The sequence below is a fragment of the Pseudomonas sp. TE3-3-F2023 genome (assembly GCF_036784815.1).
Taxonomy (GTDB): Bacteria; Pseudomonadota; Gammaproteobacteria; order Pseudomonadales; family Pseudomonadaceae; genus Aquipseudomonas; species Aquipseudomonas pudica.
In genome coordinates, this window is record NZ_CP145113.1 from 4,501,270 (window position 1) to 4,514,388 (window position 13,119).

At 64.5% G+C, this 13,119-nt stretch carries 12 protein-coding genes; 10 read left to right on the forward strand and 2 right to left on the reverse strand.

Going from position 1 to position 13,119, the window contains the following annotated elements:
• Positions 1–53: 53 nt before the first annotated feature.
• From V3314_RS20845 to V3314_RS20870, 6 genes are all read left to right on the forward strand, one after another.
• Positions 54–1,220, forward strand: a complete 1,167-nt coding sequence (locus tag V3314_RS20845) for a cupin domain-containing protein (RefSeq protein ID WP_046614846.1) — start codon at positions 54–56, stop codon at positions 1,218–1,220.
• Positions 1,213–1,641 carry a GNAT family N-acetyltransferase gene (locus V3314_RS20850; protein ID WP_003258855.1) on the forward strand — a complete coding sequence of 143 codons (429 nt, stop codon included), beginning with the start codon at positions 1,213–1,215 and terminating at the stop codon, positions 1,639–1,641. Before V3314_RS20845 ends, V3314_RS20850 begins: the two co-directional genes overlap by 8 nt.
• A 204-nt stretch (positions 1,642–1,845) precedes the next feature.
• The gene (locus V3314_RS20855) at positions 1,846–3,789 is read left to right on the forward strand and encodes a DNA topoisomerase III (protein WP_338459585.1); all 1,944 of its coding nucleotides are present in this window, start codon (positions 1,846–1,848) and stop codon (positions 3,787–3,789) included.
• 234 nt (positions 3,790–4,023) lie between these two features.
• Entirely contained in the window at positions 4,024–5,313 is a 1,290-nt protein-coding gene (locus V3314_RS20860) for an FAD-binding oxidoreductase (protein ID WP_046614844.1), read from the forward strand.
• A 79-nt stretch (positions 5,314–5,392) separates the two neighbouring features.
• A complete protein-coding gene (locus tag V3314_RS20865) occupies positions 5,393–6,223 on the forward strand; it encodes an alpha/beta hydrolase (RefSeq protein WP_046614843.1) in 831 nt (276 codons plus the stop codon).
• Positions 6,224–6,424: 201 nt separating this feature from the next.
• Positions 6,425–7,204: a TSUP family transporter gene (locus V3314_RS20870; RefSeq protein ID WP_046617240.1), complete on the forward strand. Its 780-nt coding sequence runs from the start codon at positions 6,425–6,427 to the stop codon at positions 7,202–7,204.
• On the opposite strand, the gene nudC is transcribed toward V3314_RS20870, so the two are convergent.
• Together nudC and V3314_RS20880 are read right to left on the reverse strand one after the other, a co-directional pair.
• Positions 7,172–8,002 carry an NAD(+) diphosphatase gene (nudC, locus tag V3314_RS20875; protein WP_046617239.1) on the reverse strand — a complete coding sequence of 277 codons (831 nt, stop codon included), beginning with the start codon at positions 8,000–8,002 and terminating at the stop codon, positions 7,172–7,174. The genes V3314_RS20870 and nudC overlap by 33 nt on opposite strands.
• 35 nt (positions 8,003–8,037) lie before the next feature.
• Complete coding sequence (locus V3314_RS20880; RefSeq protein ID WP_046617238.1) at positions 8,038–8,850, reverse strand: crotonase/enoyl-CoA hydratase family protein; 813 nt, start codon at positions 8,848–8,850, stop codon at positions 8,038–8,040.
• A 150-nt stretch (positions 8,851–9,000) separates the two neighbouring features.
• Here V3314_RS20880 and nhaB point away from each other — a divergent pair, with 150 nt between their 5' ends.
• From nhaB to V3314_RS20900, 4 genes are all read left to right on the forward strand, one after another.
• Positions 9,001–10,503 (forward strand): sodium/proton antiporter NhaB, encoded by a 1,503-nt coding sequence (gene nhaB, locus V3314_RS20885; RefSeq protein ID WP_046617237.1) that lies wholly within the window; start codon positions 9,001–9,003, stop codon positions 10,501–10,503.
• A 202-nt stretch (positions 10,504–10,705) separates the two neighbouring features.
• Positions 10,706–11,320: a dihydrofolate reductase family protein gene (locus V3314_RS20890; protein ID WP_108481125.1), complete on the forward strand. Its 615-nt coding sequence runs from the start codon at positions 10,706–10,708 to the stop codon at positions 11,318–11,320.
• 80 nt (positions 11,321–11,400) lie between these two features.
• Positions 11,401–11,946: a lipocalin family protein gene (locus V3314_RS20895; protein WP_046617235.1), complete on the forward strand. Its 546-nt coding sequence runs from the start codon at positions 11,401–11,403 to the stop codon at positions 11,944–11,946.
• Positions 11,947–12,124: 178 nt separating this feature from the next.
• Positions 12,125–13,084, forward strand: coding sequence for a ribonuclease Z (locus tag V3314_RS20900; RefSeq protein WP_046617234.1), 960 nt, complete (start codon positions 12,125–12,127; stop codon positions 13,082–13,084).
• Positions 13,085–13,119: the final 35 nt, after the last annotated feature.

The window sequence follows — 13,119 nt, forward strand, 5'->3', positions numbered from 1 at the left end:
GGCCGGGCGTTTTTATTCCCGAACGAAAATTACATTTTTTCAATAGGTTGAACATGAATCCTGATACTCCACTGCAGCTGCTGGGCGGCATCTCGGCCCGCGAATTCATGCGCGACTACTGGCAGAAGAAGCCGCTGCTGGTGCGCCAGGCATTCCCGGATTTCATCAGCCCGATCGACCCCGACGAGTTGGCCGGCCTGGCCCTGGAAGAGGAAGTAGAGTCGCGTATCGTGCTCGAGCACGGCGCGCACCCGTGGGAGCTGCGTCGCGGCCCGTTCACCGAGGACACCTTCGCAGAGCTGCCGGAAAAGGACTGGACCCTGCTGGTGCAGGCCGTGGACCAGTTCGTCCCGGAAGTGGCCGAACTGCTGGAAAACTTCCGCTTCCTGCCCAGCTGGCGCATCGATGACGTGATGATCAGCTTCGCCGCTCCCGGTGGCAGCGTCGGCCCGCACTTCGACAACTACGATGTGTTCCTGCTGCAGGGCCACGGCCAGCGCAACTGGAAAATCGGCCAGATGTGCAGCAGCGAAAGCTCGCTGCTGGAGCACGCCGACCTGCGCATCCTCGCCGACTTCGAACAGAGCGATGAGTGGACCCTGGAGCCGGGCGACATGCTCTACCTGCCGCCACGCCTGGCCCACTATGGCGTGGCCGTGGATGACTGCCTGACCTACTCGGTAGGCTTCCGCGCGCCAAGCGCCGCCGAAGTGCTGACCCACTTCACCGATTTCCTCGGCCAGTTCCTGCCCGACGAAGAACGCTACAGCGACGCCGACGCCCAACCGGTCAGCGACCCGCACCAGATCCAGCACGACGCCCTCGACCGCCTCAAGGCGCTGCTCGACAAGCACATGGGCGACAAGGACCTGCTGCTGACCTGGTTCGGCCAGTTCATGACCGAGCCGCGCTACCCCGAGCAGATCGTCGGTGAAGAGCTGTCCGAGGAAGAGCTGATCGATGCCCTGGAACAGGGCGCCATCCTGATCCGCAACCCGAGCGCGCGCCTGGCCTGGTCGGAATTCGAAGAAGACCTGCTGCTGTTCGCCAGCGGCCGCAGCTGCCCGCTGCCGGGCAAACTGCGCGACCTGCTGAAGCTGGTTTGCGCGGCCGACGCCCTGCACATCGACAACCTGGGCGAATGGCTGCAGGATGAAGATGGCCTTATGCTGGTACAGCAGCTGGTCAAACAAGGAAGCCTGGGATTCGCCAATGAATAAGATTCGTGTGCGCCTCGCCGACTGGCACAAGGACAACGCCGACATCCGCCGCATCCGCGAAGCGGTATTCATTGCCGAACAGCACGTGCCGCCGGAGCTGGAGTGGGATTCGGACGACCCGACCGCCGCGCATTTCCTGGCCCTGGAAGGCGACTACCCGATCGGCACCGCGCGCCTGCTGCCTGATGGCACCATCGGCCGGGTCTCGGTGCTGAAGGACTGGCGCGGGCTGAAGGTGGGTGACGCGCTGATGAACGCGGTGATTGTCGAAGCGCAGAACCGCGACCTGAAGCAGCAGATGCTCAGCGCCCAGGTGCACGCCACGCCGTTCTACGAGCGGCTGGGCTTTCGCGTAGTCAGCGAAGAGTTCCTCGAAGCCGGCATCCCGCACGTGGACATGGTGCGCGACTCGCGCGCCTGATCCACGACTTCCCCGCAGTGCCCCCCACAAATTCTCAAAATTGTGGAGGGGCCCCTGTGGGAGCGGGTTCACCCGCGTAGAGGCCAACACAGCCAAGACATCCCCCTGACAAAAAAACCTGTACATCCATCCAGATAAAACTTGCCTCCGCGCCCTCGCTTGCGCATCCTATCGCCCATCACCCCCGATGAAGCGTCCCCGGCCATGCGCCTGTTCCTCTGCGAAAAACCCTCCCAGGCAAAAGATATCGCCAAAGTGCTCGGTGCCAACCGCAAGGGCGATGGCTGCTGGCAAGGTACCGACGTCTGCGTGACCTGGTGCATCGGCCACCTGCTGGAAACCGCCCCGCCCGACAGCTACGACGAGCGCTACAAGCGCTGGAACCTGGCCGACCTGCCGATCATCCCGGAAAAGTGGAAGATGCTGGTCAAGCCCAAGACCGCCAGCCAGTTCAAGGCAGTCAAGCGCCTGCTCGGCGAAGCGCGCGAACTGGTGATCGCCACCGACGCCGACCGCGAAGGCGAAATGATCGCCCGCGAACTGGTCGAGCATTGCCGCTACCGCGGCCCGGTCCAGCGCCTGTGGCTGTCGGCACTGGACGACGCCTCCATTCGCAAGGCCCTGGCGCGGCTGCTGCCGGGCCACGAAACCTTCAACCTGTACCACTCGGCGCTGGGCCGTTCGCGCGCAGACTGGCTGATCGGCATGAACATGAGCCGGCTGTTCACCCTGCTGGGTCGCCAGTCAGGCTATCAGGGCGTGCTGCCGGTGGGCCGGGTGCAAACGCCTACCTTGCGCCTGGTGGTAGACCGCGACCGCAGCATCGCCGACTTCGTACCGGTACCGTTCTGGGCCATCGACGTGCAGCTCGAACACGCAGGATTTGGCTTCAACGCCCAGTGGCGCGCCCCCGAGGACGCCTGCGACGATCAGGGCCGCTGCCTGAACCAGGCCCTGGCGCAGCAGGCTGCCGCCGAGATCGGCAATGCGGGTACTGCCCGGGCCGTGAAGGTGGCCACCGAGCGCGTGCGTGAAGCGGCACCCCTGCCCTTCGACCTTGGCACCCTGCAGGAGCTGTGCTCGAAAAAGTTCGGCCTCGGTGCCCAGGAAACACTCGACATCGCCCAGGCCTTGTACGAAACCCATAAGCTCATCACCTACCCCCGTAGCGACTGCGGCTACCTGCCGCAAAGTCAGCACGCTGAAGCGCCCGCCATCCTCGCCGCCCTGCAACGGGCCGATGCCAGCCTGGCGCCGCTGCAGCCCTATCTGGAGCCGCAACGCCGCTCACGGGCGTGGAACGACGCCAAGGTCAGTGCCCACCACGGCATCATCCCCACTGCCGCCGCCAGCGACCCGTCGCGCCTGCCGGCCAAGTACAAGGCTGTGTACACCCTGATCCGCGCTCGCTACCTGGCGCAGTTCCTGCCCAACCACGAGTACGACCGGACCCAGGCCGATTTCGACTGCGCCGGCCATGCCCTGCGTGCAGTAGGCAAGCAGATCGTCGAACCAGGCTGGCGCCGTGCGCTGCCCGAGGCGCTGAACCCGGCCAAGGGCCGCGAGGCACCACCGGCCCAGGTGCTGCCGGCGCTGCACGAAGGCCAGGACTGCACAGTGCAGGGCCTGCAACTGAAAGACCTGTGGACCCAGCCACCCAAACCGTTTACCGAAGGCGACCTGATCAAGGCGATGAAGAACGTGGCCAAGCTGGTAGAGGACCCACGGTTGAAGCAGAAGCTCAAGGAAACCACCGGTATCGGCACCGAGGCCACCCGCGCCAGCATCATCCAGGGCCTGCTTGACCGCGGCTACCTGGTGAAGAACGGCAAAGCCCTGTCCGCCACCCCTGCGGCCTTCAGCCTGATCGACGCCGTGCCCCGCGCCATTGCCGACCCAGGCACCACGGCAATCTGGGAGCAGGCGCTGGACATGGTGCAGAGTGGCGAGATGACGCTGGAGGAGTTCGTCGCCCGGCAGTCGGCATGGATGGGCAAGCTGGTCGAACGGTGCAGCGGCATGCGCATGACCATCAGCGGGCCAGCAGCCGGGGCTGCGCCGCCGTGGAAGAAGAAGCGCAGGGGCGGCGGGAAAAGCAAAGCGGCCGCAGGCAAGCCAAGGCAGCCTCGAAAAAAGGCGACAACCTGAAGATTTTGCCCTCCCACGTCAGGCCCCTTCGCGGGTAAACCCGCTCCCACAGTTAAAGCGCCGACCTCAAGACCTGCGATGACTCTGTGGGAATGGGTTTACCCGCGAAAGGGCCAGGACAGGCAACACAACAACCCCAGGTAAACCACAAAGGCGGCCAATGCGTTGGCGACATGAAATTTACCTGCTAAATTTTCATGAAAATAATCAAAACAAATTTCATGAGACCCCTGCATGTTCAAACAATCCGCCCAGCACGTCGCCAGCTACTACGCCCAGACCTACCCCACCAGCATTCCCCTGCGCCCCACCCTGCAAGGCAGCCATGACACCGAAGTCCTGATCATTGGCGCCGGCTTCAGCGGCCTGCACACCGCCCTGCGCCTGACCCAGGCCGGCAAGCGCGTAACGCTGCTGGAAGCCAGCCGCGTGGCCTGGGCCGCGTCCGGCCGCAACGGCGGCCAGGCACTGCTCGGCTGGTCGTGCGACATGCCGCCGCTGGAAAAGGCCCTGGGCGTCGAACGCACCCAACGCCTGTGGGCCAGCATGTGCTGGGCCGCCGATGAAATGCGCGAACTGCCCGAGCGCCATGGCTTCGACATCGACTACCGGCTGGGCAGCCTGTGGACCGCCGTGCTGCCGCGCCGGGTGAAGATGCTGGAAGAAGCCCTGCACGAGGCCGAACACAAATGGGGCTACGACGCCCTGCGCCTGATCGGCCGCGACGAGCTGCCACAATGGATCGACAGCCCGCGCTACCAGGCCGCGCTATACGACGCCAAAGGCGCCCACCTCAACCCGCTGAAGCTGGCCCAGGGCCTGGCCAGCACCATCGAGGCGGCTGGCGGGCAGATCTACGAACAGAGCCAGGTACTCGACTACCAGAATGTCGGCGACGGCTATGTGGCCCGTACCGACCGCGGCGAAGTACGCTGCCAGGTGCTGGTGCTGGCCTGCAACGCCTACATCGACCGCCTCGACCGCAACCTGTCGCGCCGCCTGTTGCCGGTTGGCTCCTATCAGGTAGCCACCGCACCGCTGGGTGCCGACTTCGCCCAGTCGCTACTGCCGCGCAACAGTTGCGTGATCGACAACCAGTTCGTGCCCGACTATTTCCGCCTCACCCCGGACCATCGCCTGCTGTTCGGCGGCGGTTGCACCTACCTCGGCGGCATTCCCAAAGATGTCGCCAGCGCCACCCGCCCCTATCTGGAGCGGGTGTTCCCGCAGTTGGCCGGGGTGGCCATCGACTATGCCTGGGGCGGCCACATCGACTGCAGCATCCAGCGCACCCCGGATGTCGGCCGCGAGGGCCAGCGCTACTGGCTGCAGGGGTTCTCTGGTCATGGCGTGCTGCCTACACTGGCGGCGGCGCGGGCGGTCAGCGATGCCATTCTTGGCGACGACGACCTGCTGACGCTGTACCAAGGCATCGACAACGGCCGCTTCCCCGGCGGCGACCTGCTGGCGGCACCGCTGGAAGCCGCCGCCAAGGCCTGGTACCGGATGCGCGATCGTGTATGAAGACGCCGGCGCTTGATGCCCAGAAATTTCTCCTATCATCAATAGCTCCCTTCGCTTCCTGCACTCAGGAGACACAACCATGAGCTATGTAACCACAAAGGACGGCGTACAGATCTTCTACAAGGACTGGGGCCCGCGCGATGCACCGGTCATCCACTTCCACCATGGCTGGCCGCTCAGCGCGGACGACTGGGATGCGCAGATGCTGTTCTTCCTCGCCCAGGGTTACCGCGTGGTCGCCCACGACCGCCGCGGCCATGGCCGCTCCAGCCAGGTATGGGACGGCCACGACATGGACCACTATGCCGACGATGTGGCGGCGGTCGTCGCTCACCTGGGCATCCAGGGCGCCGTGCATGTCGGTCACTCGACTGGTGGCGGTGAAGTGGTGCGCTACATGGCTCGGCACCCTCAGGACAAGGTGGCCAAGGCAGTGTTGATCGCCGCCGTACCGCCACTGATGGTGCAGACTCCCGGTAATCCGGGTGGCCTGCCCAAATCGGTGTTCGACGGCTTCCAGGCCCAGGTGGCCAGCAATCGTGCGCAGTTCTACCGGGATGTGCCGGCCGGGCCGTTCTACGGCTACAACCGCCCGGGCGTCGAAGCCAGCGAAGGCATCATCGGCAACTGGTGGCGCCAGGGCATGATTGGCAGTGCCAAGGCCCATTACGATGGCATCGTGGCGTTTTCCCAGACCGACTTTACCGAAGACCTGAAGGGCATCCAGCAACCGGTGCTGGTGATGCACGGCGATGATGATCAGATCGTGCCGTATGAGAACTCCGGGGTGCTGTCGGCGAAGCTGCTGCCCAATGGCACGCTGAAGACCTACAAGGGCTACCCGCATGGCATGCCGACCACCCATGCCGATGTGATCAATGCGGATTTGCTGGCGTTTATCCGTAGCTGATGTGATCGCCTGCACCGGCCTCTTCGCGGGTAAACCCGCTCCCACAGGTACTGCACAGGTATTGAAATGTGCAGGTAACCTGTGGGAGCGGGTTTACCCGCGAAAGGGCCGGCACTGGCAACCCATACACCTCAGGATTAACATGCTTCCCTTCTAGCGCGGCCCTTTGCCGCCCCTTGCCTCCCTGCCTGCCAAGAAACCATGCCCTTCGAACTCACTGTAGAACCCCTTACCCTGCTGATCCTGGCCCTGGTCGCCTTCGTCGCCGGTTTCATCGATGCCATCGCCGGCGGTGGCGGCCTGCTCACCACCCCGGCGCTACTCACCGCGGGCATGCCGCCGCACCTGGTACTGGGCACCAACAAGCTCAGCTCTACCTTCGGCTCGGCCACCGCCGGCTTCACCTACTACAGGCGCAAGCTGTTCCACCCAGCGCAATGGCGCCCGGCATTGTTCGCCACCCTCGTAGGCGCTTTGCTCGGCGCAGTGATCGCCCACTTCATGCCGGCCGAATGGCTGAACAAGATGCTGCCGGTGATCGTCTTTGCCTGTGGCGTCTACCTGCTGTTCGGCGGCACGCCGAAGGCGCCGCTCGATGCCGATGCACCGATCAGGAAGAAATGGCAGGCGCCGCAAGGCTTTACCCTGGGCTTCTATGACGGCGTGGCCGGCCCGGGTACCGGGGCGTTCTGGACGGTCAGCACCCTGCTGCTCTACCCCATCGACCTGGTCCGTGCCAGCGGCGTGGCGCGCAGCATGAACTTCGTCAGCAACATCGCGGCGCTGACGGTGTTCATCATTTCCGGGCAGGTGGACTACATCGTCGGCCTCTGCATGGGCCTGTCGGTGATGGTCGGCGCGTTCTTCGGCGCACGCACGGCGATCAGTGGCGGCAGCAAGTTCATCCGCCCGGTGTTCATCACCGTGGTGCTGGCATTGACCGTGCGCCTAGCGTGGCAGCACTGGTTCGGCCAAGCCTAGGCGGCGCGCAACGTACAGATCGATCAGGTACCGGGCAATCGACCGCCCGGCCGGCAGCGGCGGCAGGTCGTGGACGCTGAACCACTTGGCATCCTCGATCTCGTCCGGCTGCATGACGATCTCGCCGCCAGCGTATTCGGCGTGGAAGCCGAGCATCATCGAATGCGGGAACGGCCAGCACTGGCTGCCGACGTACTGAATGTTCTTCACTTCCACCGCCACCTCTTCACGCACTTCGCGCACCAGGCAGTCCTCGGCCGACTCGCCCGGTTCGGCGAAGCCTGCCAGGGTGCTGTACACCCCGGTGACGAAACGCGGCGAGCGCGCCAACAGGATTTCGTCGCCACGGGTCACCAGCACGATCATGCTCGGTGAAATGCGCGGGTAACTGCGCAGGTCGCACGGCTGGCAGTACATCGCCCGCTCCCAGCGAATCTGCGTCATCGCCTGGCCGCAGCTGCCGCAGAAGCGGTGCTCGCGGGCCCAGGTGCCGATCTGCGCGGCATAGCCCAGCACTTTGTAGGTGTCGAAATCACCCTCGAGCATGAACGCGCGCAGGCCCCGCCAAATGCAGCCAGGCACGTGGGTTGCGCTGCGCAGCTCCAGCAGGAACACCGGATGGCCGTCGAAGTGGCCGATGCCGTGCTCGCACAGTACGTCGAGGTCCTGGCGCTTGAGCCAGTCGCGAGGGAACAGCGCGCCGTTGTCGTCCACCAGGAACCCTTCCGGGCTGCGGGCCACGGCCAGCCCCCCGTTGATCTGCGGGTCGATTACTGCGGTAGTCCAGCGTGCTGACATGTCGGGGTTCCTTTACTGCGCGTCCCCCGGCCCGATCAGTCGGCGAACGTCGGTTTCTGTTTGCTCATGTGCGCCGCCACCGCCACCCGCAGGTCTTCGGACTGCAGCATCGCGGCGTTCCAGGTAGCGATGTACTCCAGGCCATCGTCGATGCGATGGTCACGCATGTAGCTGAGCATTTCCTTGGTGCCGGCCACGGCAATCGGCGATTTTGCGGCAATCTCGCCGGCGATGGCAAAGACCCCTTCCATCAGTGCGGCCTGGTCATCATAGACCCGGTTGACCAGGCCGATGCGCAGCGCCTCTTCGGCCTCGACATTGCGCCCGGTGAAAGCCAGCTCACGCATCATGCCGTCACCGATGATACGAGGCAAACGTTGCAGTGTGCCGACATCGGCGGCCATGCCCATGTCGATTTCCTTGATCGAGAACTGCGCGTCGCGGCTGCAGTAACGCATGTCGCAGGCCGAGATCAGATCGATGGCGCCGCCAATGCAGTAACCCTGCACTGCCGCCAGTACCGGCTTGCGGCATTTGTCCACGGCATTGAACGACGCCTGCAGGCGCAGGATTGTGCTGCGCAGGAAACGTGCGTTACGACCCACGTCCTTGCCCATCTGCCCGGCCAGCGAAGCCAGCATCATCAGGTCGATACCAGCGGAAAAATGCTTGCCTGCCCCGCTGATCACTACCGCCCGCACCGCATCGGTGTCGTCGATCCACTGGAAGATATCCACGATCTCTTCCCAGAAGGCCGCATTCATCGCGTTGACCTTCTCTGGGCGGTTGATCTGAACGTGGGCGATGCTGTCGGTCAGTTCGACCTTGAATGCGCTGTACTCGGTCACGGGCGGCACTCCTGCGGGTGAAGGGTTCATGGCACGGATGGTAACCCAGCCGGGTGACCGCACTTGTGCCAAAAACGGGACTTTACGCCTTGCCTAAGGCGCGCTGATCCGGCACCGTGCGCCATCGCCGAATCATAAGGATACAAATTCATGTCGCGCTCCCTGACCGGCGCCCTGGCCCACAGCTTTCTGGGCCAGTCGCCGCTTTGGTACAAGGCAGTCATCTGCCTGTTCCTGGTGCTCAACCCGCTGCTGCTTATGACCGTCGGCCCGGTGGCCGCCGGCTGGGCACTGGTGCTCGAATTCATCTTCACCCTTGGCATGGCGCTGAAGTGCTACCCGTTGATGCCTGGCGGCCTGCTGCTGGTCGAGGCCCTGCTGTTGCAGATGACCACCCCACAAGCCCTGTATGAAGAGCTGCAACACAACTTCCCGGTGATCCTGCTACTGATGTTCATGGTGGCGGGCATCCACTTCATGAAGGAACTGCTGCTGTTCCTGTTCTCGCGCATCCTGCTGGGGGTGCGTTCGAAGGCGATTCTGGCGTTGCTGTTCTGCGTGCTGTCGGCATTCCTGTCGGCGTTTCTCGATGCGCTGACCGTGACCGCCGTGATCATCAGCGCCGCGGTCGGTTTCTATGCGGTGTACCACCGCGTAGCCTCCGGGGCCAACCCGCGCGAAGACAGTGCGCTGGACAGCGACCAGCAGGTCGCACAGTTGCACCGCGAAGACCTCGACCAGTTCCGCGCCTTCCTGCGCAGCCTGCTGATGCATGGCGCGGTGGGTACCGCCCTGGGCGGCGTGTGCACGCTGGTGGGCGAGCCGCAGAACCTGCTGATCGGCCATGAGATGGGCTGGCACTTTGCCGATTTCTTTCTGAAGGTGGCGCCGGTGTCGTTGCCGGTGCTGGGCGCCGGCCTGCTGACCTGCGTACTGCTGGAGAAGCTGCGCCTGTTCGGCTACGGCACGTTGATGCCCGAGCCGGTGCGTCAGGTACTGGCCGCCTACGCCGCCGAGGACGATGCTGCACGTACCACTGCCCAGCGCATCGCGCTTTGGGTGCAAGGGTTCGCCGCACTGATCCTGATCGTCTGCCTGGGCCTGCATGTTGCCGAGGTCGGCCTGATCGGCCTGATGGTGATCGTGCTGATCACGGCATTCACCGGCATTACCGACGAACACCGCCTGGGCCGTGCCTTCCAGGACGCCATGCCGTTCACCGCTTTGCTGGTGGTGTTCTTCGCCGTGGTGGCGGTAATTCATCAGCAGCAACTGTTCAGCCCGCTGATTGCCTGGGTGCTGGGGCTGCCGGCAGAGCAGCAGCCGGGCATGCTGTACCTGGCCAACGGCCTGCTGTCGGCCATCAGCGACAACGTATTCGTTGCCACCATCTACATCACCGAGGTGAAGCAGGCATTTCTCAATGGCAGCATGAGCCGCGAGCATTTCGAGACGCTGGCGGTGGCGATCAACACCGGCACCAACCTGCCGAGCGTGGCTACGCCGAATGGGCAGGCGGCGTTCCTGTTCCTGCTGACTTCGGCGATTGCACCGCTGATCCGGCTGTCGTATGGGCGAATGGTGTGGATGGCCTTGCCCTATACCGTAGTGATGGGTGGGTTGGGGTGGTGGGCGGTCACCTACTGGCTGTGATGTAGCTTGTACCGGCCCTATCGCCGGCAAGCCAGCTCCCACAGGTTTTACGCTGCACCCAAGGACTGTGGTGTACCTGTGGGAGCTGGCTTGCCGGCGATAGGGCCAGTGCAGACACAGCACAAGGCCCCGTCGATTCTGCTGCCCGCCATTCGACTATCCCATGCCCACAGCCACCCCGGCTGCCAACAGGAGAGTCCCCATGCGCAAACTCATCGTAGCCGCCTTCATCAGCCTCGACGGTGTCATGCAGGCCCCCGGCGGCCCGCAGGAAGACACCAGCGGCGGCTTCACCTACGGCGGCTGGATCGTGCCCTACGCCGAGGAAGTCTTCGGCCAGGCCATGCAGGCCCTGTTCAGCCAGCCCTTCGAGCTGCTGCTGGGCCGTCGCACCTACGACATCTTCGCCGGCTACTGGCCAAAGGTAAAAGACAGCTCGGAAGACTTCTCCATCGCCAACCTGTTCAACAGCGTGCCCAAGCACGTGGCCACCCACACCCCCGCAACCCTCGACTGGCACAACAGCCACTCCCTGGGCGCGGACGTCACCGCAGCGGTCCGCGCGCTGAAACAACAGGACGGCGCCAACCTGCTGACTCAGGGCAGCAGCGATCTGGTGCAACAACTGCTGTCGGCGGGCCTGGTCGATGAACTGCAACTGCTGATCCACCCGTTGCTGCTCGGCCACGGCAAGCGCCTGTTCGGCGACGATGCGGCAGCGGCGGCCTTCACCCTGCAGCACTCGCAGGTTTCGCCCAAGGGCGTGGTCATCGCCCGCTACGTGCGTGCCGGCGAAGTGCAGACCGGTTCGTTCTGAAAGGCACGATTCTGTACAACTTTTGCCTCTCGCCCGCATCGAAACACAGGTAAGCCCTGTCCGTATCAAGGAGGTTCACCATGGCGCTACGCAACACGTTGCTACTTTCCTGCATGACCCTGGCCCTGCTCGGCTGCGCCGGCAACGATCACCCGGCGCCGCCGCGCACCCAGCAGGTCGACCTGCAACGTTACCAGGGCACCTGGTACGAACTCGCGCGGCTGCCGATGTTCTTTCAGCGCAACTGCGTGCAGTCCGAGGCGCGCTATGGGCTGCGAGAGGACGGCCGCATCGACGTGACCAACCGCTGCCGGGAAAAGGACGGCCAGTGGAACCAGGCCAAGGGCATCGCCGAAGCCCAGCAACCGGGCAGCACCGACAAGCTCTGGGTGCGCTTCGACAACTGGTTCAGCCGCCTCGCGCCCGGCCTGACCAAGGGCGAGTACTGGGTGCTGTACCACGACCAGGACTACCGCGTGGCGTTGGTCGGCCACCCGAACCGCGAATACCTGTGGCTGCTTTCGCGCACGCCCGCGGTCACCGACCAATTGCGCGAGCAATTGCTGACGATCGCCCGGGAGCAAGGCTATGACACCAGCAAGCTCATCTGGCGGCAGGCCGAGTAGGCAAGACCTGGCGCGCCATCGACGACATGCGGCAATCCGGCTAAGGTGTGCGCCCCCGTACACCTTGAAGGAACGAGCCCGTTGAGTACCACGCCGCCATCAGCACCTTGTCTTCGTCTGACGCACATCGGCCCGCTGGTACTGGCGTCACTGCCGGACTGAAACAAGGAGGCAGACCATGGACCTGCTGTTTCTGGGCACCTCCGCCGGCGTGCCGACCACGGCGCGCAACGTCAGTGCCACCGCTGTGATCGAAGCCAGTGGCAGCCACTGGTACCTGGTCGACTGCGGCGAAGGCACCCAGCACCGGCTGCTGCATACGCCGCTGTCGATTCGCGACTTGCGTGCCATCTTCATCACCCACGTGCATGGCGACCATTGCTTCGGCCTGCCGGGCCTGCTGGCCAGCGCCGGCATGAGCGGGCGCACCCAGCCACTGGACCTTGTTCTGCCCGCCGCCCTGCACGACTGGGTGCGCCAGGGGCTGGTGGCCAGCGATACCTTTTTGCCGTTCGAACTGCGCCTGCTGGCCGTGGAAGAACTGGTGGAGTGGCGCAGTGACGCCCTGCAAGTGACCAGCGTGCAGCTTTCGCACCGGGTGCCGAGCGTCGGCTTCGTGTTCACCGAACTAAAACCCGAACCGCGGCTGGACATCCCGCGCCTGGAAGCCGAAGGCATCCCCCGCGGCCCGTTGTGGGGCGACCTGGCCAAGGGCCTGACGGTGCCGCATGGCGGGAGGCTGCTGCACGGCAATGACTACCTACGCCCTTCACGCCCGCCACGGCGGGTGATCGTGTGCGGCGACAACGACAACCCCGAGCTGTTGGCCGACGTTGCCGAGGGCGCGGACGTGCTGGTGCACGAGGCCACGTTCACCCTGGCGGTGGTCGAGCGCACAGGGGTCACCTTCGGCCACAGCACCGCGGCTGCAGTGGCGCGCTTTGCCGAAACTGCGGGCGTGCGCAACCTGGTGCTGACGCACTTCAGCGCCCGCTACCAGAGCGACCCACGGCGCAGCCCGAGCATCGACAACGTGCGCGACGAAGCCCTCGCCCACTACAGCGGGCGGCTGACCCTGGCGCAGGACCTGCAGCGTTATCACATTGGGCGCGATGGCTGTCTTGAGCCCGCGGGATGAATTGTGGAGCTTCGCAGGTGCTCGCCACAACCCGC